The 23,379-nt window shown below is 39.4% G+C and carries 19 protein-coding genes and 1 pseudogene; 6 read left to right on the top strand and 14 right to left on the bottom strand.

The annotated features are described in order from the left end of the window. Positions 1–108 precede the first annotated feature (108 nt). Together KG708_RS10575 and KG708_RS10570 are read right to left on the bottom strand one after the other, a co-directional pair. Positions 109–1,116 (bottom strand): GGDEF domain-containing protein, encoded by a 1,008-nt coding sequence (locus KG708_RS10575; RefSeq protein WP_213609627.1) that lies wholly within the window; start codon positions 1,114–1,116, stop codon positions 109–111. Positions 1,117–1,228: 112 nt separating this feature from the next. Next, the gene (locus tag KG708_RS10570) at positions 1,229–2,092 is read right to left on the bottom strand and encodes a DUF6279 family lipoprotein (RefSeq protein ID WP_213609625.1); all 864 of its coding nucleotides are present in this window, start codon (positions 2,090–2,092) and stop codon (positions 1,229–1,231) included. 294 nt (positions 2,093–2,386) lie between these two features. Between KG708_RS10570 and KG708_RS10565 the strand changes: the two genes are divergently transcribed. Beyond that, positions 2,387–3,112 carry a tetratricopeptide repeat protein gene (locus tag KG708_RS10565; RefSeq protein ID WP_213609623.1) on the top strand — a complete coding sequence of 242 codons (726 nt, stop codon included), beginning with the start codon at positions 2,387–2,389 and terminating at the stop codon, positions 3,110–3,112. A 66-nt stretch (positions 3,113–3,178) separates the two neighbouring features. On the opposite strand, the gene KG708_RS10560 is transcribed toward KG708_RS10565, so the two are convergent. From KG708_RS10560 to dnaK, 11 genes are all read right to left on the bottom strand, one after another. Continuing rightward, on the bottom strand, positions 3,179–4,597 hold the full coding sequence (locus KG708_RS10560) for a coniferyl aldehyde dehydrogenase (protein WP_213609621.1): 1,419 nt from the start codon (positions 4,595–4,597) through the stop codon (positions 3,179–3,181). Positions 4,598–4,760: 163 nt separating this feature from the next. Further along, positions 4,761–6,236: a DASS family sodium-coupled anion symporter gene (locus KG708_RS10555; protein ID WP_213609619.1), complete on the bottom strand. Its 1,476-nt coding sequence runs from the start codon at positions 6,234–6,236 to the stop codon at positions 4,761–4,763. 11 nt (positions 6,237–6,247) lie between these two features. Then, positions 6,248–7,204, bottom strand: a complete 957-nt coding sequence (locus KG708_RS10550; protein WP_213609617.1) for a porin — start codon at positions 7,202–7,204, stop codon at positions 6,248–6,250. A gap of 175 nt (positions 7,205–7,379) precedes the next feature. Then, a complete protein-coding gene (locus KG708_RS10545; protein ID WP_213609615.1) occupies positions 7,380–8,741 on the bottom strand; it encodes a sigma-54 dependent transcriptional regulator in 1,362 nt (453 codons plus the stop codon). After that, the gene (locus KG708_RS10540) at positions 8,734–10,464 is read right to left on the bottom strand and encodes an ATP-binding protein (protein WP_213609613.1); all 1,731 of its coding nucleotides are present in this window, start codon (positions 10,462–10,464) and stop codon (positions 8,734–8,736) included. The genes KG708_RS10545 and KG708_RS10540 overlap by 8 nt, the downstream gene beginning before the upstream one ends. A 166-nt stretch (positions 10,465–10,630) precedes the next feature. After that, positions 10,631–10,894 carry a hypothetical protein gene (locus tag KG708_RS10535; protein ID WP_213609611.1) on the bottom strand — a complete coding sequence of 88 codons (264 nt, stop codon included), beginning with the start codon at positions 10,892–10,894 and terminating at the stop codon, positions 10,631–10,633. A 149-nt stretch (positions 10,895–11,043) separates the two neighbouring features. Then, complete coding sequence (locus KG708_RS10530) at positions 11,044–11,295, bottom strand: hypothetical protein (protein WP_213609609.1); 252 nt, start codon at positions 11,293–11,295, stop codon at positions 11,044–11,046. 107 nt (positions 11,296–11,402) lie between these two features. After that, the gene (locus tag KG708_RS10525) at positions 11,403–11,771 is read right to left on the bottom strand and encodes a response regulator (protein WP_213609607.1); all 369 of its coding nucleotides are present in this window, start codon (positions 11,769–11,771) and stop codon (positions 11,403–11,405) included. A 189-nt stretch (positions 11,772–11,960) separates the two neighbouring features. Further along, positions 11,961–12,422: a Cys-tRNA(Pro) deacylase gene (ybaK, locus tag KG708_RS10515; protein ID WP_213609605.1), complete on the bottom strand. Its 462-nt coding sequence runs from the start codon at positions 12,420–12,422 to the stop codon at positions 11,961–11,963. Between the two features lie 104 nt (positions 12,423–12,526). Continuing rightward, positions 12,527–13,666: a molecular chaperone DnaJ gene (dnaJ, locus tag KG708_RS10510; RefSeq protein WP_213610202.1), complete on the bottom strand. Its 1,140-nt coding sequence runs from the start codon at positions 13,664–13,666 to the stop codon at positions 12,527–12,529. A gap of 377 nt (positions 13,667–14,043) precedes the next feature. Further along, positions 14,044–15,963, bottom strand: coding sequence for a molecular chaperone DnaK (gene dnaK, locus KG708_RS10505; RefSeq protein WP_213609603.1), 1,920 nt, complete (start codon positions 15,961–15,963; stop codon positions 14,044–14,046). A gap of 240 nt (positions 15,964–16,203) precedes the next feature. Here dnaK and KG708_RS10500 point away from each other — a divergent pair, with 240 nt between their 5' ends. Further along, a complete protein-coding gene (locus KG708_RS10500; RefSeq protein WP_213609601.1) occupies positions 16,204–17,013 on the top strand; it encodes an acyl-CoA thioesterase domain-containing protein in 810 nt (269 codons plus the stop codon). An 85-nt stretch (positions 17,014–17,098) separates the two neighbouring features. On the opposite strand, the gene KG708_RS10495 is transcribed toward KG708_RS10500, so the two are convergent. Continuing rightward, complete coding sequence (locus KG708_RS10495) at positions 17,099–17,869, bottom strand: transporter substrate-binding domain-containing protein (protein WP_213609599.1); 771 nt, start codon at positions 17,867–17,869, stop codon at positions 17,099–17,101. Positions 17,870–17,979: 110 nt separating this feature from the next. On the opposite strand from KG708_RS10495, the gene KG708_RS10490 reads away from it, so the two are divergent. From KG708_RS10490 to KG708_RS10475, 4 genes and pseudogenes are all read left to right on the top strand, one after another. After that, positions 17,980–19,200, top strand: a complete 1,221-nt coding sequence (locus KG708_RS10490; RefSeq protein ID WP_213609597.1) for a paraquat-inducible protein A — start codon at positions 17,980–17,982, stop codon at positions 19,198–19,200. Between the two features lie 3 nt (positions 19,201–19,203). Next, the gene (pqiB, locus tag KG708_RS10485) at positions 19,204–20,859 is read left to right on the top strand and encodes an intermembrane transport protein PqiB (RefSeq protein ID WP_213609595.1); all 1,656 of its coding nucleotides are present in this window, start codon (positions 19,204–19,206) and stop codon (positions 20,857–20,859) included. Beyond that, positions 20,859–21,476: a PqiC family protein gene (locus tag KG708_RS10480; protein WP_213609593.1), complete on the top strand. Its 618-nt coding sequence runs from the start codon at positions 20,859–20,861 to the stop codon at positions 21,474–21,476. The genes pqiB and KG708_RS10480 overlap by 1 nt, the downstream gene beginning before the upstream one ends. A 480-nt stretch (positions 21,477–21,956) precedes the next feature. Then, positions 21,957–23,338: pseudogene (locus KG708_RS10475) on the top strand (Na+/H+ antiporter NhaC family protein). Positions 23,339–23,379 lie beyond the last annotated feature (41 nt).

Genomic DNA, 23,379 nt, shown 5'->3' with positions numbered 1-23,379 from the left:
GGACACGGAAGCTTTGCTCGGTTTTTAGCCCACTAGGTTACAAACCTCTTGGGGCGATTAAACCGACCCTAGTTTGAACAAATTGTAATTCGCAAAGGTCAGCAGACCCTAATTAATATTAGTAAATACGCAATTTCTGCCTGCCGCTTTTGCTTTATAAAGCTCTTTATCTGCAAGGTTAACAAATTCTGATAAGCTTTGATGTTGTTGATAATTCACAAGCCCAATACTTGCAGTTAAGGTAATTGTTTCATCAATGATTTCAATTTGCTTTTTGGCAATTTCCTTAATGAGCTTGTCAGCCATGGCTTGTGCAGATTCAGCACTAGTAAAAGAGCCCATTAATGAAAACTCCTCCCCACCTACTCTAAAAATATAGCCTGAGGGGAAAATGTCTCTCAATAGCGAGGTCAACTCAACTAATACCTTATCACCAATATCATGGCCATATTTATCATTCACTTGTTTAAAATAATCTAAATCGAGTAAAAATAGATAAAGGTTCGATTTATCTTTGAGTTCAATTTCAAAGTAATGGCTCATTGAAAGGCGATTACCCGCTTCGGTTAGAGGATCTAATAATGCTAAATTTTTTAACCGCTTAGAAAACTGCGCTCGGTTACCCTCAAAAATATGTGAAACAGTCCATAAACTAATATAAATAAACAATAAATTAAGGATAAGGTTAACTGAGACAAATGGCAGAAGTGGCGATTTGTAAACTAGTAAAATTGACTGCAACATTAAAAAAGTTGCAGATAGAATAAAGCCCAAACGCCTACCAAGTAGCAAATAATACAAAATTGGTAAAACAAAAGACCATAAAAACAAACCATTTTCAAATGGCGCTAAATATGTGCCAAATAAAATAATAAAAGATAATGTTAGACATAAAGCAACGCCATACCAATCTTTTTGATAGTGCTTGGTCAATTGATTGAATATATAAAAACACAAAGCAGAAAAGGCAATCTCCAGCCCCCCAACTAAGTAGGATTTATTAATTGATAAATTAAATACTGCAAAAATTAATGACAAAAAACCAAGGCACACACACATCCATTTGAGTACATGATTACGTATGGTTTTAGTGCTGTTAAGTGCTGCTATGTCCATTCAAAACTTAAATAACGTATAATATTTAAATTCTACCCTTGATACTTAACAATCACAAACAGAGCGGATTAACTTTATCTTAAATACGAAAAAGGTACCAATTCAATATTAACTATTGTTCTATTAACTTGTTAACAGTACCAACCAACTCATTAAATTGCTGATCTATGTGGCTTTGCTGTTTAGTTGTGAGTGTTTTATTTAACTCAACAAGTAGCTGTGCGTATGCCTTTAAATTTATCTCGTTAGCAGCGATGAGCTCTGCACTCATATACTGCTCTCGTTCAGTCATAATGGTTTTCAATTGCTGGGCATATAAAGCATCGCTTATTTGCGGGCTATTAAAAAGCTGTTCTAGTGCAGCGAGCCGGGTAAGTTTATAATCATACCACAAGTCAGCGGTGCTTATATGCGCATCATTACCATACTTAACCAACTCTACTTGCACAGAGCTAAGTTTTCCGAGCCACTTTTTATAATACGCTAACTGAGTATCTAAGCGCTCTTTTTTATATTCGCTCTCACTTAAAGACTGATGCTCTTGTATCTCATCATTAATTTGCTTGCGAATGTTATCGACCAATTGGTCGCGCTGCTGTTGCGTTAATGTTTTTGCCAGCTCGATTAAGGGATCACTCGCGTACAAAAGTAAATTGCGCCAATGCTGCTTTACCTGCGTTATTTTTACCATTAACTGTGCTGTATCTGCTTCTTTATCAAGCAGCTGTCTTAAGTCAAGTAAATCGGCTTTATATTTTGGTAACTCAACCTCTCGGTGCCAATCTCGGGTGTTATTAATGATCATTTTTAACTGCGTTGATTGGTGTTTATTTAGGTCAATGTAATCATCTACCCAAAACGAAGATAACCAACCAAGGTTGTTATAAGCAAATGAGGTAGAACAACCGGCAAGAAACAATAAACTAATTATAAAAATCATTTTGCTTAGTGTTAATTTGTTTAAGTTATTTAACATGAATCCACCCAGTTGTGTGATGCTTAAGCGGCTTAAAATAATCATAAATAATGATGTAAGCTATTGCTCGCTTTTATTTTTTTTATTTTTCTATAGAATCGTAGCCAAACGTAATATATATCGTGACTATATGCATAAGTTTGGAACTTTTGAGCTATAGTTAGGCTACATGTTAATACCTAAGTTATAAACGTTGGCGTTATTAATTTAGCTCATAATTTTTAATAAAATTACTTGATAAGTTTTACTTTTATGATGTTTACATAAAACGACAACTAATTTGGAGACATACTCATGTCAAAGTTTAATTTAAAAGCACTGTTACTTGCAGGTATTGTCATTGCGACTCCTTTCGCTCATGCGGGGTTAGAAGAAGGAATAAGAGCCGCTAATGCAGGTCAGTTTGACGAGGCGCTAAAAGAATTTAATTACCTTGCTGAAAAAGGTTTTGCCCCCGGTATTTACGAATTAGGTAAGTTATATGAAGGCGGCCATGGTGTTACCCGCAATTACCGCAAAGCAGCTGAGCTATATCAGCAAGGTGTAAAGAAAAACCATGCTGATTCAATGTTTGCCTTGGCGGTATTATACGATGAGGGTAAAGGGGTTAAACTTGATAAACAAAGGGCGTTTTCTTTGTACGAAAAAGCAGCTAAGAAGAACCTCCCTGCTGCACAATTTAACCTAGGCGTAATGTATGCAAACGGCACTGGCGTAACTCAAGACTACAAAACCGCTAGAAAGTGGTACGAAAAAGCAGCCGCTAACAATTATACCTTAGCACAATTTAATTTAGCGCTTATGCATTTTGAGGGACTGGGCATGCCTAAAAACCTCGAAATGTCCTATATCTGGAATACCATTGCTGAATATAACGGCAACATGCAAGCAAGCCATAGCCGTAAACTTGACGAGCGCTCCATGCTTCCAAAAGAAGTTGAACGAGCAAAAGAAAAAGCAGATGCAATTTATGAGAAGATCTTAGCTGGCACCTATGCAGGCGAAGGTCGATTGTTTTAAATTAACCAATAAACTAACGAGCTGAGTGAAATCATTCACTCAGCTTTTTTGTTTAAGCCCTGCAGGCTATTTTACATACAACCACTTTAGTACCTTGATCAATAATTTATTTTGTTTAAGCAATAATCCAATACGCGGATTAACCGAGCCAGACACTAAAGTGTTTTTTGCATGACTAAAGGTCAAAAAACCTTCTTTGCCGTGATAATGCCCCATGCCTGAATGCCCAACACCACCAAACGGCACATCATCAGCTGCCACTTGAACTAAGGTGTCGTTTACAGCAACCGTTCCGCTATGTGTTTGCTTAATAATGTACTGTTGCGCTTGTTTGTCTTGGCCTAAAATGTAAAGGGCTAATGGGTGGTCGCGTAATCGAATATAATTAAGCACGTCCTCTAATTTGTCGTAACTCATAATGGGTAAAATGGGACCAAATAGCTCTTCTTGCATTAATGTCATCTCATCTGTTACGTGCGTGACTATATGCAGACCCATGCGGTGCTTTTCGCCATCTTGCTGGTTTTGTTCAAGCGGTTTAGTAATTTTAGCGCCTTGCGCTTGTGCTTGCTCTAAATAACCTAGCAATCGTTGGTAATGCGCAGAGCTTATAATCGAGGTCAGATTTTTGCCTTCTACGCCTTGTTTAAAATGTTTTTTATAAAGCGTACACAAGGCTTTAATAAGTTGATGTTCTAACGCCTGCGGGACAAACACGTAGTCTGGCGCTACACATATCTGCCCTGCATTGGCCATTTTTCCAAATAATAAAGCACGCGCGGCTTTATTGATATCAGCTTTTTCTAACACAATAACGGGCGATTTTCCGCCGAGTTCTAATGTTACTGGCGTTAAATTTTTACTGGCAGCACTCATCACTAACTTGCCAACAGCAGTTGAACCTGTAAACAGCATGTGCGCAAACGGCAATGATGAGAATTCCCTCGCTACGTCGCTGTCACCTTGAATAATTGTGCAGTGTTGGCTTAATTCACCAGCGAATACTTTTTCAAGCACAGCATTAGTGTTAGGGGTAAATTCACTGAGCTTTAACATCACCCTGTTCCCTGCCGCAAGTGCTGTTATTACAGGTACAATCGCAAGTTGAATAGGGTAGTTCCATGGTGCAATCACACCAACCACACCAATTGGCTGATAGGTCACACTCACTTTTGAGGGCCATAAACTCAAACCTGCGCTTCGCTGACTGGGTTTAGCCCATTGAGGAAGTTTTTTTATAGTATGCGCAAGCCCCTGCATGGTTGGTAAAATATCACCCACTAGCGTGTCAAACGCCGTTCTATAGCCAAAGTCTTTAGATACCGCCGCTATTAGCTCATTCTCAAGTGCAGCAACATTCGAACGCACTTTTTTTAACACTGCAATACGTTGCTCTATTGGTAAATAGGGCGTTTCATAAAAGGCGTGCTTTAAATAACTAAACTGCGAATAAATCGAATCAATAGAAGAAGTATGTGTGTTCAAAATTAGCTACTCGAGTATAACGTTACAACGACTATAACCTTGTTCTATTTCTCGAGCAATAAAGAGTGATTTTGCAGCACAGTAAAAGCAATACAAAACCACTCAACGTGGTTGGTTGGAACTAAATCCGACGCCCAATAAATTGAGCATCGGTAATTTTTTATTAAAAGCCAAAAACCTGCGCTGCAATGGTCATAGTAACTAAGGTAATTAAAACAATAGCAACGATGTTCAACACAAAACCTGCACGGATCATGTCTTTCATTTTTATTTCACCCGAGCCAAACACAATTGCATTCGGTGGCGTGGCTACTGGCATCATAAACGCACAACTACACGCAATGGCGGCTGGAATAACCCACACTAACGGGCTGCCTGTGATTGACTCAGCAACAGGGCCTAACAAGGGTAAAAACCCTGCGGCTGTTGCCGTATTACTAGTGATTTCAGTTAAAAACGTGATCAGCGCAACCACAACAAGAATACTCATAACTAATGGAATGGTACTCGCCCCTTCAATCATATTGGCAATGTAATCAGCTAATCCTGATGATTTTATTTGTGAGGCAAGTGTTAGCCCACCACCAAATAAAAGCAACACGCCCCACGGCACTTTGGCTGCACTTTCCCACTCTAAAATTCGCTCACCACTGCCTTTATTAGCAGGCAGTACAAATAAAAGTAATGCGGCTGCAATTGCAATACCCGTATCTGAAATTTTAAGGCCAGTAACATCGCCTAATAAAGGTCGAAATATCCAACAAACAGCCGCCAACACAAATACACACAACACGCCTTTTTCAGCTCGTTGCATGAGGCCTAAGTCTTTTAGTTGTGATGAAAATACCGCTTTAGTATCAATACGCTTGTTCGCTTGAACATTCGCATCAACTTTATACGTGAATTTAGTGAGCCAAATCCAACTCACCATCAGCATACTAAGTGCTAATGGCACACCCACTATCATCCACTGCGCAAAACCAATCTCAATCTGATAGCTGTCTGATAAGTACGCCGCCATTAATGCATTTGGTGGAGTACCGATTAAAGTAGCAACACCACCAATACTTGCGCCATAAGCAATAGAGAGTAAAAGGGCTTTACCAAACCCTTCATTACTTGGATCGGAGCTTTTAACTAAATGCGTAACAGACAAGGCAATAGGCAGCATCATTACAGCGGTGGCGGTATTAGACATCCACATTGATAAAAATGCAGTCACTAGCATCATCGCTAAAATTTGTAAGCTTGGCTTTTTACCAGCATAAAGCATTGTTTTTAAGGCAATTCGCTTATGTAACCCCCATCGTTCCATCGCAATTGAAATTAAAAAGCCACCTAAAAATAGAAATATGAGTGGATGCGCATAAGGCGCTGCAACATTTTTTATCGCGGCTATTTCAACAATCGGCGAAATCACTAAAGGGAGTAACGCAGTAGCAGGAATAGGCACTACCTCACTCACCCACCACGAGGCCATCCAAAATGCTAAGCCTGCGGTTTTAAACGCTGCAGCCGACATCCCTACTGGCGGTTCAACTAAGCAAGTAAGTAGCATGACACATGGGCCAAGTAACAATAACAGCCATTGCATAAATGGCTTTTTATTCGCGTTATTATCTAAAATACGTTTTGTCATTTGTTCAGCCCTTAAAATTTATATTTAAGACCAAGTGCAACACTGCTATCAGCATTTTCTTCTAGGTCGAGATCAGTGTATAAAAGGTACGCTGTAGTTTGCTTGTCAAATACATAGTCTACACCCGTAGTCCACTGGGTGGCTTGTGATGTTTGACGTAATTTTGAATCATCTTTTGCAAATTGCACTTTAGGTACCCATTGGTCTAACTTATAGCTGACGCTTAGCACATACCCATTGCCAGATTTAGCGCCGTCAATTGATTCTGAGTGCTGGTACAAGGCCCCTAATTGTAATTTTTCAAATTTATAAACACCTGCGATACGACTTGCTTTAATATTATTAAGCGAATCAACATGGCTGATTGAAATAGAGTATGGGGTATTATTTAAATTACGGTCGCCATAGATAAGGGTGGCTGCAAATCCTGCTTCGTTATCTTTGTTGTCATCTTTTGGCGCATAGGTAAACGAAAACTGGGCGTTATGCCAATATTTAGAGGTATAAGTTATGGTATCGCCTAAGCGGTCTTGCCCTGCAATTACTTGTGAAATATCCGCTTGGGTTTCGTTAAAATTATCCAGTTTACCTTCTGAATATTTAAAGCGCGTGTCATTTCGCCCAACCACCATTTCACCAAAAGCCCCTTTTAGGCCCAAGTAAGTATTGCGTGCTGTAAAAGGCTCATTGGTGTCGTCGTGCTCAAACCCTTTTACTTGCACTTCGTATTTAAATACCGCGGTGAAATACGCATTTAATTTATGGTCACCTTTAATGCCAATACGCGAAAAAGGGGCATCTATTTGCGTGCCTTCGTCAGCGTAACGCATTATGCCTGTATCGGTGTTAGCAATTTGTACTTCGGCTTTACCATACACAGTGTAATCTGCAGCCAATGTTGTTAAAGGTAAGGTGGCTGCACTGCATAATACAGTAAATACAGAACCTTGGAATAAATTGTTTCTCATTGTGTGTCCTAATTATGTAATGCTACTTGTTGTCAGTAACTACACAGCAAGAACATGACCAACTAAGAATTAACAATTAATTTCAAGCGGTTAAGGTGTAAAAGAACAAAAAACACACACCACAATGTGCGGTTTTCCACACACAAAAAATATTCAACATCACCTTTTCCACCCATTAATCGGTAAACATATCTCGATTAATATTATATTTACTCATTTTATCGTAGAGCGTTTTGCGCGCAATTTGCAGCGTTGCCATGGTGTTTTTTATACTGCCGTGATTAAGCTCTAACGCTTCCTCAATAAGAGACTGCTCATAAAAGCTCACCTTTTCGGCTAAACTCAAATCAAGTGATAACGCACTACTACTCGCATCACTTTGCCCAAACGCTAGATCAGGGCCTAGTAATACCGCGCGTTCTGCTTGATTTCTCAATTCCCGCACATTGCCAGGCCAATCATGCGCTAGTAAACGTTGTTGTAGTTCAATATTAAGCGCCCCTAACGGTTTATGAAAGCGGGTCGCAGCAATAGAGCTAAAATGTTTAAACAACAAAGGTATATCTGCTTTTCGGTCTCTAAGCGCTGGAATACTAACTTTAACTAAGCTCAGTCGATAATATAAATCGGCTCTAAACTCACCTTTTTCTACCAGCGAAAGTAAATCTACTTTGGTTGCCGCAACAATACGTATATCAAGATCTATCGCTTTATTAGCACCAACCGGAGTTACTTTACGCTCTTCAAGCACCCGCAGTAACTTAACTTGTAACGACAAGGGCGTACTTTCGATTTCATCTAAAAAAACAGTTCCGCCTTGTGCAAACTCAAATTTACCCTTGCGATCGTGTGTTGCACCTGTAAATGCTCCACTAATTGCACCAAACAGTTCGCTTTCTATTAATTGCTCAGGAACTGCACCACAGTTAATAGCCACAAATTGACAACTTGAGCGGTTGCTATGATCGTGTAAATAGCGAGCCACTAATTCTTTACCTGTGCCGGTTTCACCTTCAATCAACACATCTGCAGGGGTATCTATGACTGTATTGAGCAGGGTCATCATGTGCTGCATTTTGAGGGTATCACCTAAAATACGCACACCGGGCGCCGACGTTTTTTCAACCGCGCGTTTAAGCGCTCTATTTTCCATCACTAAAGCACGTTTATCTGATGCTCTGGCAATACAATCTAATAAGTTTTCGTTAAGTGGTTTTTCAAATAAATCATACGCGCCTAATTGCATCGCTTTTACCGCAACCGAAACATCAGCATAACCGGTTAAAAATATCACAGGAAGCTCGCTATCGAATGCTTTAACTTGCTCGATAAAGGTTAAACCATCCATAGTAGGCATATTTATATCGCTTAGTACAACACCAGTAAAATTTCGATTTAAACGACTTAAAGCAACCGTCGCATCACTAAAGCACTGCACCTCATACCCTTCGAGAGTGAGTAATTGGTTCAGCGAGTCGCGGATCATCGCTTCATCGTCAATAACAACAACTTGCTTACAAACAACGGCTTCAATCATTTTTTGGCGTCTCTGTGCTTGATAAACTAATAATAAATTGCGCACCGCCTTCAGGGCGGTTATGGGCGGTTAGATAACCATTGAATGAATCAATAATTTGCTTTGATATCGATAAGCCCAAGCCTAAACCGTTACTTGACTTAGTACTATAAAACGGCTCAAAAATAGACCCTAACAGGTGATGTTCAATACCTGGACCACTATCTAATATAGAGAGCTTAACGCGATCTTCAAAACACTCAACATCAAAACTAAGCTCTCTTTTGGGCTCACCTTTCATTGCGTGTGATGCATTGGTGATTAAATTAACGAGTACTTGCTCAAATTTTAATGCATCTACCCACACCATAATATCTTGCGAAAACTGCGGTGCACTAACGATAACATTGTCTTGTTTAAGTTGCGGATGAGTGATCATCAGCGCATTGTTTAATAATGCTGACAAAGGATGAGGCCGCAGTTGCATGGTCGCGGGTTTACTGAAATGTTTAAGCTGTGCCACTATTTTATGCACTCGTTCTACTAAATTTTCGATTATGATTAAGTTTTCACTTAAGGCATTGAGCTTACCTTTTTTGAGCAAAATTTTAGCGCTGGCCAAATAATTATTCATTGCACTAAGCGGCTGATTGATTTCGTGATTAATACCCGCACTCAATTGTCCAATGGTGGCTAATTTTGCTGACTGTACCAACGCCGTTTGAGCTTTTTCCAAGGCTTGCGTGCGCTCTAACACTTCAAGCTCTAAACTGTGTCGAGAATAAAGTAGTTTTTTATATCCAGCAAAACGTGCCAATAAACTATACCCAACAAAGATAAACACCCAATAAAAAAGCACTAACCATAACAACCTCGGTAACTGCATCGCATTAATACTTGAAATATCAACCAGTACCGTCATAGTGGCATTAAGGTGAGTTAAGGGTCTTGAGGCGGCAACGTATTCATCTTTAGCAATTTTAAATTGCTCAATGCCTTGGCTTTTGTAGCGCTGTTGTTTAATTTGTAACGGTTGATGATCTAAGTAAGCACGGCGCTGCTTAATATCACGACGCGCGGTAATATCAAGCTCTGTAAAACTATTTAAACGCCATGCGGGTTCATCCGACATGGCAATAATATTATCGGCAAGTTGCAAATAAAAATGGCTTCCTTTTGAGGTATTTAATAACGAACGATCATTTTCAAATTTAGCCACATTAATTTTTAAAACCACCACACCAATAGCTTTACCGTTTAAGTAAATAGCTTGAGAGAAGTAAATACCACGCTCTTTGGAGCGTTGACCAAGCGCAAAGTAGGCAACTTTTTCTCCCGCAAAAGCCTGTTTAAAATAAGGCCTAAATGCAAAGTTGCTACCTAAAAATGTATAATCAGTTTGCCAATTACTGCTAGCAATCACATCGCCATAAGTATCGAGTATATATACATCTGACGCACCACTGGCTTGCTGAATATCAGCAAGATAATTATTAATTGCATTAAAGTGTTCAGACTTATTATGAGTAAAGCGAATCAATAAATTATTATTCGTTAGCAACTGGGGGATCGCAGCAAACCGAGCCAGCTCATTATCAATATAATTATTTAGTTGGATGACTTGTTGATCAGCTTGAATTTTAGCTTGACCTAAATCATAAGCGCGGCCAAATGAAAATGTAACCACCAATAATAGAACCAAGAGTATGCAAGCAAAAATAACTTTTTTAGGGATGGAAAACATAAACGCCTATGACACCTAGGATGCCAATAATAATTAATAGCCACTATTGTATCGAGTTATAGTGCTTTGATGAAGAAACTTTTTGTTAACAATTGTACTAAAAAACCGTGAAACTGAGGCATTCCACGGTTTTATAATCTTTAAGGGGATGCTATTTTAGCTTAACTTATGCTTTTACAACGCTAGGCTTGTCTTTAAAATACTTATACAAACCAATTAATGAGGCTGCAATCCAAAATATTTCAATCACAAAACTTGCTAAGTTAAAGTTATAACAAAGGCTAATAAGTAACAAAATAGCGCCACTTAAATTCATTAAGTTATAAACTAGACTTTTAGGTGAAACTTTATTTAATTGCAGCAAAAAAAATGAGCCTACCACTAAAAAAGTACCCGTCATACCAATAATATCAAATAATATTCCAACCACGTGCGTATCCTATGCGTGTAGAACCCAATACACTGGCCCAATCCATGGGGAGGGTTTTTTTCAATCATTGAAACAGCAAAACCAGCAAATTTTACCAGTGGGAAAAAAGCAAACAAGGGCTTATGTCCGCCCCAGATTAAATTCCCGCTTTATTTAAAGGTGACTTTGCCCCCAATCATTTTATAGGCAGGAGCCCCTCTTATAATTGCAGGGCGGGCAAAGGCTCGCTTACAACCCGGGCACACACATTCAGTATGAGTGTGATCTTGCGTTATTCTTTCTATAAAGCATTTTACTAACGCGCCTTTACCACCTTTTCGGTATTTGAATAATGGCGCCTTACACGCAGAGCAGAATATATCGACCGTTTTTGTCGGCCCTTTTTTATTGGGCTTAGCCACACTACCTCTATGATTACTTTATAATTTATAGCCTAATGCTATCACAGCACAGGCAAAAATGATGAAACGATGTTAAGGCAATACTGCTATTTAATAAACAGTTGGCTTTAGCCTTTTTTCGATAAGCGCGTTAATTGAGCTGATAATACATTCATATTAAAGGGTTTTATGATAAAGCCTGACACTTTAGCACTAATTACTTTTTTTACCGTCTCTGTGTTATCTTCACAGGTCACCATAAGTACAGGAAGGTTTGCCAATTCGGCATCTTTTCTAATATTATCAAGTAAGGTAATGCCATCCATTTTAGGCATATGGAGATCGGTTATAACCAAGTCAATCGTTTGACTTTTTAGTATTGTTAATGCCTGAAGTCCATCGGTGGCTTCAACAATATCTTTATAATCTAACTTCCTTAACATATTAATTAATACATGACGCATTAACGGCATATCATCAACAACTAAAATTTTCATGCGTATAATTTACCAACGTGGATGACAACAAGTCTTTATTAATCAAAGTAAAGGCGACGCGCCTGTCCTAGAAGGTATTAACAAAAACGGTTATGAGTGATACCAACATTAGTTAATAATGTCTGTTGCGGCAAGTAATCAGTTTTATATACACTATATAAGTTTTAACAATCGGCTCAAAAAAAGCGTTTAAAACGTGCCAAACGTAGCCTGCGTTAAACGCGCTAAATCTTCTGTAGTCAGTGTTACTTCTAATCCTCGCTTTCCGGCACTAACGTATATTGCTTTAAACTCTAACGCACTTGAGTGAATATATGTTTTAAGCCGTTTTTTTTGGCCAAAAGGGCTAACCCCTCCTAAAATATACCCCGTACTTGCCTGCACTTTTTGTGGGTCTGCCATCATCACTTTTTTTACTGCGCAAAGCTTCGCAAGCTGTTTCAAATTAACCTGCTGAGTAACGGGAGTCACCGCTACAATAAGCTGTTGCTCTGAGGTTTCTAGCACTAAGGTTTTAAATACTTGCGCACTATTAAGATTAAGCTTTTCAACAGCTTCAAGGCCGTAATTGGTATTGTTTATATCGTGCTCGTAGCTGAGTATGTCAAATTTAATAGCGCATTTTTTTAGCTGCTCTATAGCGGGGGTCATCTGATAAAGCCCAAAATAAATCTCCCTAATAATTTAGCACATTAAACATAAAAAACGGCGCTTAAAAAAGCGCCGTTTTTACTAGTGTCTATTGATCCGACTAATTATTTAGTTAAGTCATCAAAAAACTTTTTAACCCCATCAAAAAATCCTTGTTCTTTAGGGCGGTTTTTTGAGCTGTCTTTGCCCATACTTTCATCTAATTCTTTAAGTAAGTCACGTTGACGCTCGTTTAAATTAACTGGCGTTTCAATCACAACCTTACAAATTAAATCGCCTTGAGCGCCACTGCGTACTGACTTAACACCTTTGCCACGCATACGGAACATTTTGCCCGTTTGTGTTTCTGACGGTATTTTAAGTTTTGCACGGCCATCAAGTGTAGGCACTTCAATTTCGCCACCTAGGCCTGCGGTGGTAAAGCTTATTGGTACTTCACAGTAGAGGTTATTGGCTTCACGCACAAATATTTTATGTTCACGAACAGATACCTGTACGTACAAGTCACCGGCTGGGGCACCATGCATGCCTGCCTCGCCTTCACCTGATAAGCGAATACGATCGCCTGTATCTACGCCTGCCGGGATTTTAACCGATAGCGTTTTAGTTTTTTCTACACGGCCTTGTCCATGACATTTATTACAAGGATCTGAAATGATCTGACCTTGGCCATGACATGTCGGACAGGTTTGCTGCACAGCAAAAAAACCTTGGCGCATTTGTACTTGGCCTGCACCATGACAGGTTGTACATGTTTTTGGTTTAGAGCCCGCTTTAGCACCACTGCCATCACATGGTTCACAACTAACCCAAGTAGGTACTTTAATTTCAACGTCTTTACCACGAACCGCTTCTTCTAAGCTTAAGTCCATGTTGTAACGTAAATCAGAGCCTCGTTGTTGACGTGATTGACGACGGCCACCACCGCCGCCAAAAATATCACCAAACACATCACCAAAAATATCACCAAAATCACCTTGTCCGCCACCAAAGCCGCCGTGACCACCGCCACCGCCTTGCTCGAAGGCTGCATGACCGTATTGGTCATACATTTGACGCTTCTGTGGATCTGTTAGTATTTCGTAAGCTTCCTTTACTTCCTTAAATTTGGTTTCAAGGTCTTTATCACCGGCGGTACGATCGGGATGATATTTCATCGCTAAGCGTTTGTACGCTTTTTTTATGTCTCGCTCACTGGCATCTTTGCTTACGCCGAGGATTTCGTAATAATCGCGTTTTGACATATCTATCACACTACTCTTTTCTATGTGCAGCGTTCGCTGCTGGACAAACCGATAAATCATATCGATTTATCATTGAATTTTTAAAGCGTTTTGTTCATACCAACTGCATTAAATTAGTGGGCTATTATAGCGACAGAGAAATAAGTCGATAACAAGGCGAAAATTATGATATATAGTTGATCTATATGAATAATTTTTTAACGCAAGTAGCGAGTTATTTAATACGCTAAAATGATCATTTTTTAATAAAATTGGTATTACTTCTCTTACATGCAAAAGGCGCGTTAAGCTTTAGCCTACGCGCCTCAGGTGTTCATCCTAACTTAAACACTTCATTTGGTCATGTGTTTTAAATTAGCGAGAAGCGTTAGTGACAATTACTTGTCGTCTTTAACTTCTTCGAACTCTGCATCAACAACATCGTCGTCTTGCTTAGCTGACTTTTGTTGTTCTGCACCCGCATCACCACTAGTTTGTTGTGCTTTAGCTTGGGCAATTTCCATTAGCTTTTGAGACTTTTCAGCAAGCGCTTGCGTTTTCGCTTCAATCTCTGCTTTGTCGTCACTCTTAATCGCTGCTTCTAGGTCTACAACCGCCGCTTCAATCGCGTCTTTGTCTTCGCTTGGCAGTGCATCACCCGCTTCTTCAATTTGCTTACGTGTACCGTGAACAAGAGCGTCAGCTTGGTTACGTACAGCTACTAACTCTTCAAACTTTTTATCGTCTTCAGCATGCGCTTCTGCATCACGAACCATCTTTTCAACTTCTTCATCACTTAAACCAGAAGATGCTTGAATAGTGATTTTTTGCTCTTTACCTGTATCTTTATCTTTTGCAGATACATGTAAGATACCATCGGCATCAACATCGAATGTTACTTCGATTTGTGGAGTACCGCGTTGTGCTGGGCGAATACCTTCTAGGTTAAATTGACCTAGTGATTTGTTATCGCTTGAACGCTTACGCTCACCTTGTAACACATGAATGGTTACTGCAGATTGGTTATCTTCTGCTGTTGAGAATGTTTGCGATTTCTTTGTCGGAATCGTGGTATTTTTCTCAATTAACGGCGTCATTACTGAACCCATCGTCTCAATACCTAGAGATAATGGTGATACGTCTAGTAATAATACGTCTTTCACGTCACCAGCAAGTACACCACCTTGAATCGCAGCACCCACAGCAACTGCTTCATCAGGGTTAACGTCTTTACGTGGCTCTTTACCGAAGAACTCTGCTACTGTTTTTTGTACAAGTGGCATACGCGTTTGACCACCCACTAGAATAATATCGTTGATATCGTTCACAGATAGGTCTGCATCAGCAAGGGCACGTTTTAGCGGTTCAATTGACTTAGTGACTAAATCTTCAACCAAAGACTCAAGCTTAGCACGTGTTAGTTTCACGTTCATGTGCTTAGGACCTGACGCATCAGCAGTTACATACGGAAGGTTAACCTCTGTAGATTGTGCTGATGAAAGCTCAATTTTTGCTTTCTCTGCGGCTTCTTTAACACGTTGCATTGCAAGTGGATCATTTTGTAAGTCGATACCTTGATCTTTCTTGAATTCAGCTACTAAGTAGTTGATTACACGGTTATCGAAATCTTCACCACCTAAGTGAGTGTCACCGTTAGTTGCAAGTACTTCAAATGTGTGTTCGCCTTCCACTTCATCAATTTCAATGATTGATAAATCGAAAGTACCACCACCTAAGTCATATACCGCTACTACGTTTTCGCCACGGTTTTTATCCATACCGTATGCAAGCGCTGCAGCTGTTGGCTCATTGATAATACGTTTTACTTCAAGACCCGCAATACGACCCGCATCTTTAGTTGCTTGACGTTGTGAATCGTTAAAGTATGCTGGTACTGTGATTACCGCTTCAGTAACTTCTTCACCTAAGAAGTCTTCAGCTGTTTTTTTCATTTTTTTCAGTACTTCAGCAGAAATTTGTGGTGCAGCGCGTTTTTCGCCACCTGCTTCTACCCACGCATCGCCATTATCAGCTTTGATAATTTTAAAAGGCATGATGCCAATATCACGTTGTACTTCTTCGTCTTCAAAACGACGACCAATTAAACGCTTAATTGCAAACAAAGTATTTGTTGGGTTAGTTACCGCTTGACGTTTTGCAGGTTGACCTACTAACGTTTCACCGTCTTGCGTGTAAGCAATAATAGACGGGGTTGTGCGATCGCCTTCCGCATTTTCAATAACACGTGCTTTGTCACCATCAAGTACTGCAACACAAGAGTTAGTAGTACCTAAATCGATCCCAATAATTCTACCCATGAATCTTCTCCAACTTCTAAATTCGTTAATACGTTCGATGACTAGTTAATAGGGATGCCACAAACTTAATTCAACTGTAAAATTGAAAAAAAATTCATTTTTTTAAATTTATTTACTAAATAACCCTAAAAAGAGTAAGGATTGCTCGTTTTTTGTTATTTAGTCGCTTATCTTATTGTCTGGTCTGATGAGTTTGTGTGTGATATAAATTTAGCAAATAACATCAAAAGGACATTATTTGTGCACTTTGAACAATTATTACAACAAGCAGCTCAAGCTAGTCAACAAACGAACCAAGAAACCAGTACAATGCAGTTCCCCGCTAATTGGTGCCAAGGTCGTACAGCATTTGGTGGGCTTTCAGCGGCACTACTTTATCAAGCGATGCGCAATAAAGTAGATTCATCAAGAAGGTTACTTTCTTTAAGTACAAACTTTGTTGGGCCTTTACTGGCTGAAAAACCATTTTCTTTATCCGTAGAAATATTACGTGAAGGTAAAAGCAGTACCCAAGTGCTCGCCAAAGCGATTCAAAACGATGCAGTATGCGTTATTGTACAAGCCTGTTTTGCAAAAAACCGTCACTCGTCCATTAATGTGCCTGTGTCAAAAGCGTTAACCTTACACCCAGTAAACGAACGTCATTGCTTAGGGTTTGTGCCAGGGCAAATGCCAGAATTTTTTCAACATGTTGATTTATGCCCACAACAAGGAGCCATGCCGTTTAGCAGTGCAGAAACCTCTCATCTAGGTGGTTGGATGCGATTTAAACACACGCCTGAAGAGATTACAGAAGCCCATGTTATTGCGCTTACCGACGCATGGCCGCCTACATTACTGCAAATGTTTAAACAACCAGCACCGGCTAGTAGCATGTCTTGGTATTTAGAGTTTGTACAAGCGCCTAATTTAGCGCCTGATGAATGGTTAGGGTTTGAAGCAATCACTCACCATTCAAAAGATGGTTATGGTTTAGAAGATGGTTGTATTTGGTCACAGTCGGGGGAGCTTATTGCACTCACCCGCCAAACGGTTGCCTTATTTGATTAAAAATAATTAGGGACTATTTAACCTGAACGCTGGTTTAACATATTGGGGCGATTAAATTGCCCCTAATCTACACAGTTAGTATCCCTTAAAAGCGGTTAATATCACGCAGGGTATAGTGATTATCTAAATCAAGCATGATTGTGTCATATTCCCCACTTTCAATTATATTACTCAACCCTATATCAAAACGTTGTCTTAGTGAATCATCGTTAAAATAAGCAGGCCTTTTAGCAGGCGGAAAAATAGAATGGATAACAACGTCTTCAATGGCGTGGTTTTTTTGATATTCTTTTAAATAATGAAGAAATATACGCTTATCTAGAATAATGGTATCTACCCACCCTACCATTAAGTGGTGTATTTGCGCATTTTGATTAAGTACCTCTTCGTAGCCTCTTAAGTTTCTTAAGTTGTAGCCAAACTCTTTAGGTAAATAAGCCGGCGCATTTTGAAATGCTAAAACACTTTTGGTTGCCAAGTCGTAAATAGAATTAATAGCGAAGTTACTTTTTTTAAGACTCACTACCACATTTTCATAACTAATTACCGATTGGCTTTTGTAAATACCCGCGATTAAGTGACCGGAGTAGTTTAAAGCGATATCAACACGGCCTTGATTCAATGAAGCATCTGCTCGCTGATTAGACATATAATGTACGTCAACCTGATTAATAGCTTGATTACTAAGCGCCGCTTTTACAATCTCAAGTTGAATACCTGAGTCATGCTCCCTTATCACATAAGGTGCAACGGTTGGATTGGCTGCTATAATAACTGACTGCTGCTTTATACTATTAGCAAAGGCAAAACAGCTGCTACTTAAACACACTAACATGAGTGAAAATACAGCTTTCACATAATCTCCTAATCCGTTTTTATTTTTGTTATTAATTTAACCATAGTGTTTGTATTTAAGCATTAATTGTAGCAAAATTTAACCTCTTGATTTAATTATAAGCTATCAATTTGCAAACTGCCTGTCCAAGCTGTGATCTTATCATTGAAGTTCCTAACATTAACGCTAAACAAGTGGCGCTGTGTCCACGTTGTGGCCATAAAGTCCGCGGTATTAATATAAATCATGACACTGAAATAGTTGCCTTGAGCTTAAGCGCATTATTAATGTTACTCAGTAGTATGTTTTATCCCTTTATTTCTTTTAGTAGCAATGGCATTACCCAAACTATTACCCTACCCGATGCTGCCCGCATTCTATTTAATTATGATAGTGATCTGCTCGGGCTCTTTATTGATATTAGCATTATTGTTTTACCCATGAGCTTGCTGATTATTTTGATCCCTTTGCATTTAGGCGCACTCAAAGCCCTGCCGCAAGCAGTTGCAAGAAGACTATTAAAATTCACCTTAACACTAGAGCCATGGATCATGTCAGAGATATTTTTAATTGGTGTGTTGGTTAGTATGGTAAAAATAATGTCGTTGGCTGAGGTCAGCTTTGGCACTAGTTTTTATGCTTATGTCGGTTTTGTTATATTTTATGTCAGTGCGTTAACGCGATTAAATCGTGCACGGCTTTGGTCTGAGGTGAGCCCGACGACTCGCGTCCAAAGTAGTACAGGCGCAGAGCGGGCGATTGATAACAATATTAAAGCCTGCCATGTTTGCCACCAGCTCAGTACTGACTTAATCTGCTCTCGTTGCCATAGTAAAACCTATTTAAGAAACCCCTACAGTGTTCAAAAAGCGGCTGCATGGCTAGTTACTTCACTTATTTGCTATATCCCCGCAAACGTACTGCCAATTATGTACACGATTAGCCTTGGGGATGAAACACCTGCAACGCTTATTTCGGGTGTTATTACACTATGGAATAGCGGCTCGTACCCGATTGCAATCATTATATTTTTTGCCAGTGTCGTGGTCCCTTTAGCAAAAGCACTTATTTTAAGTTTTTTGTGCTTTATGGTTACAAAACCCGCCAACCTTCATACAAAAGGTTACACAAAAGTATATCAACTTACTGAATTTATTGGCAAATGGTCTATGATTGATGTCTTTGTTGTAGCTATATTAGTTGCACTTGTACAACTAGGAAACTTAATGTCGGTCATTCCAGGTTTAGGCATCGTCTTCTTTACTGTTATGGTATTATGCCAAATGATGGCCGCACACGCATTTGATCCTCGCTTACTGTGGGATTCACCAAAAATAAAACACAGAGAATAAAGCATGACTAAAACAGCCAACGTAGCACAAAAAACACCTATTTCTGCGATTTGGATCATTCCTGTTATTGCCTTATTTGTTGGTATTTGGATGCTGTACCAGTATCAATTAAATAAAGGACAAACAATTTACATCACCATGCCTCAAGCCGAAGGTATTATTGCCGGTAAAACAGAAATTAAGGTGCGCAGTGTTAAAATAGGACAAATTGATCATGTACGCCTATCCGACAGTCAAGATAGTGTAATAGCACGAGCACAAATTGATAAAAATTATGATAACTTGCTCACTGATGATGCCAAAATTTGGGTCGTTAAACCGCGCATTGATGAAACCGGTATTAGTGGTATGAACACATTACTTTCAGGGGTATATTTAGAGTTTTCGCCTGGTGAAAGTAAGCAATTAAAAAAGCAATTTTCACTTCAAGAAGAACCTGCACTCATTGGGAAAGATGTTCAAGGTAGGCGCTTTAAATTACTCAGTTATAATACAGAAGTACTGGATGTCAGTACGGGCATATTTTTTAAAAACTACAAAATAGGCCAAATAGAGACCGCCACCTTTGATTGGAAAAATCAAGCAATGCAATACGGTATTTTTATTAAAGCCCCCTATGAAAATTTGATCACTTTAAACTCTATTTTTTGGGTTAACTCAGGTATTGAGATAGATCTTTCTGCTGATGGCATAAATATTAATACCGGTTCACTAAGCAAATTATTAAAAGGCGGTATTTCTGTTGGTTTACCTGATCAGCAAGCCCCTGGCGATTTAGCACAAGATGGCCATAATTTTTCACTAAGTCAAAGTTATAAGAAAGCTTTAGAAGAACGTTTTTATGATTTTGATTATTACCTTATTGAATTCGAACAATCGATTAGAGGACTCCGTGTTGGCGCGCCAGTAGAGTATCGCGGCACACGCGTAGGCACAGTGGTCGAAGCCCCCGCCAACGTAATAATAGACGGTAAACCTGCTCATTTTCGTGCTAAAAACACTGCAGTACCGGTATTAATTAAAGTGGAATATGGTCGTTTATACCATATCACCTCGGTAGCAAAAGAGTATTGGGAAACAAGCGTTAACGAGTGGATTGAAAATGGCATGAGGGCATCACTTAAACCGGGTAATTTGCTAACCGGTGCAGTTTACGTCGATTTTGACTTTTATACCGACACCCCAAAAAGCGAGCTTAAAAAACTTGCTCAATACGATGTGTTTCCTAGTGTATCGAGCGGTATAACGGTACTTGCCGATCAAGTATCGGATGTACTTAATAAAGTGAATAACTTAAAAATTGAAGATAGTTTAGCCCAAATGCAGACGACCTTTAGCGAATATCAGGCATTAGCCAGTGAGATGCGCACGTTATTAAATAAGCCCGATACACAAAATTTACCGGGCGACTTTAATCGTAATCTCGAAAAAATAACTAAAAGCATGGAACAATTTGAAATAACCATGCGCCAGTTTGACAAAACCATGGCAAGCTATCAAGCAGGCTCTCAAATGCACTACCAACTTGAGCAAACACTGCTACAAATTAAACGTTTAACAGAAGAATTTCAGCCTCTTACCCGTGGCTTAAACGAGCAACCTAATATGCTCATTTTTGACAAATCACTACCTAACGATCCACAACCGAGGAAGCAATAATGAAAGCACTATTTCTACTTTTAACGGGTGTGATCTTTATCAGTGGTTGCAGCTCTGCTATTCAAACGGCAACTCAATATTACCAATTTGAGCAGCCCATTAATGACTCTTCGCGAAATGTGCAAGATACACAGGCACAGCTCAGGGTGCAAACAGTCACCTTAAGAGGAGCTTTGAATAACCGTGGTATTGCAATGAAAATTGACAATAACCAAATACATGCCGCTAATTATCATCTTTGGGGGGAATCGCCAGATATCATGCTCAGTGCCAGCGCACAACAAACATTATTTAATACCATGACAAACTGGATGGTTATTAAAGGCTTACCCGTTATTACCGACCAACAGCAACAAACATTTTACGAATTAGAATACGAACTACACCACTTTAACGGTGATCTGCAAGGTAATGCAGATATTTCAGGGCTATGGCGTCTGTATTATACCCATCCAGAATCAGGTAGACGTTTAATAAGTATACATAATTTTTCACATGTTATGCCAATAGATGGAGATGGCTACAATTCATTAGTCTCTACCCTTGAAAAAATGTGGCTAGAGATAAATTCAAATGTGGCTAACACACTTGAGCAAACAAGGCTTAATAATAAATAAACGCATTAATGGGGTTTTACCGGTATTGATGACCGCTTTACCTACCTAAATGACCCCCGATTTTATGCCTTTTGAAACGCTAAGTTGACAACTGATGTAATTGCGCAAAAACCTTCTATCCCTTATTAAATTAAGCCATTGGGTCGCGTCTGCTATTTGTGTAAAGTATTCGCTTAAACACCCTGTTCACTGTGGCACCTGATAAAACTTTTTAGCGATCCGATATTTTTTATTGACTGAAATAAAAAAGAAGATTGTTTTTGCGCCGATGTTTTTAAAGGCACAACAATAGCGGCATGCATTCCTTGCTCCGTCTGGCGCCAAAGCCAACGCGTTTCACTCAAACTATTAATTTAACATAACCGTTTAAGTGCCTTCCACGCGTGCAAAAGCAGTGACTTGGAAAATGATTTAACAACAAACTTATCATTTTCTTTGTTTTTGTATAAGCAATTTGCTTTTAATTTTGTGATCTTATAAATGCTTGAACCTTTTGCGTTAAGTTTGCTGCCGCCTGCGGTAGTGGTTGTATTGGCTATGGTATTACGCCGTCCTATTTTATCGTTACTGATTGGTGCTTTAGTTGGGCTGTTAATAGCCGATCCTAAACAAATACTCACCAGTTTTGCGAATACCTCTTTAAAAGTAATGACAGACGAAACCATTGGTTGGCTTATTTTAGTGTGTGGTGGTTTTGGCGCGCTAATTGCGTTGTTGGTGCGTACAGGAGGCGCTTCTGCATTTGGTACTTTGGCGTTAAAGTATACGCGTGGCAAGCGCTCATCATTATTGATGACTTTTTGTTTAGGCTTGGTTATTTTTATCGATGACTACCTCAATGCACTAACAGTGGGTGAAACCATGAAACGGATCACCGATAAATTTAAAGTAAGCCGTGAAATGCTCGCCTACGTGATTGACTCAACAGCTGCGCCTATTTGTGTACTCGTCCCTCTATCAACATGGGCTGTATTTTTTGGTGGCTTATTAGTTGATAACGGTATTGCAGAGGAAGGCCAAGGCATTGCCGTTTATATTCAGGCTATTCCTTACATGTTTTATGCATGGTTTGCGGTGCTGACTGTGGTGCTTGTTATTGCAGGTGTGATCCCGACTTTTGGCCCTATGAAAAAAGCAGAACAACTTGCGCTTACTCAAGCTCCATCTTTAGAGCCTGCGCTTTATACTGAGGTACAAACGGCGGATGAATACGCAGTTAAAGCAGCAGAAGAACACTTTAAAGATGCTGATCCCAAAGGTAAGTTATATAACTTTTTATTGCCGATTATTTTGTTAGTGGCATTTACTGTTTACTTTGAAATAGACGTATACAAAGGCCTTTTAGCGACAATGGCTGTTACGTTACCATTTTACGCGTTACAAAAATTAATGAGCTTTAGCGAAATGATAGAGCTATGCTGGATGGTTTTAAAAGTATGATCCCGGCAATTGGGACTGTGATAGCCGCCTTTATATTTAAAGACGTATGTGACTTAATTAGTTTACCACAATTTGTAATTGGCAACTTAAGTCCGTATATGACCGCTGGCTATTTACCTGCGGTGGTATTTATTGCCATGTCGATACTCGCGTTTGCGACGGGGTCAAGTTGGGGTATTTTTGCAGTGTCTATCCCTATTGTTATGCCACTTGCTAGTGCTGTTGATGCGAATATTTCATTGGTTATAGGCGCGTTACTCTCAGCGTCTTCATTTGGTAGCCAAGCCTGTTTTTACTCTGATTCAACCGTGCTGGCAGCTCAAGGCTCAGGATGTAATTTAATCAGTCATGCTGTAACTCAATTACCTTATACACTCATTGCTGCAGGCTTTGCTATCATTGGCTTTTTACTAATGGCTTAACGTGACTAGCCAAAATTAACCACTCATTTGACGCCGTTAAA

It is taken from the genome of Pseudoalteromonas sp., assembly GCF_018402495.1.
Lineage (GTDB): Bacteria > Pseudomonadota > Gammaproteobacteria > Enterobacterales > Alteromonadaceae > Pseudoalteromonas.
The sequence above is the reverse complement of the archived record's forward strand: the minus strand, read 5'-3'. Positions and strand labels throughout refer to the sequence as shown.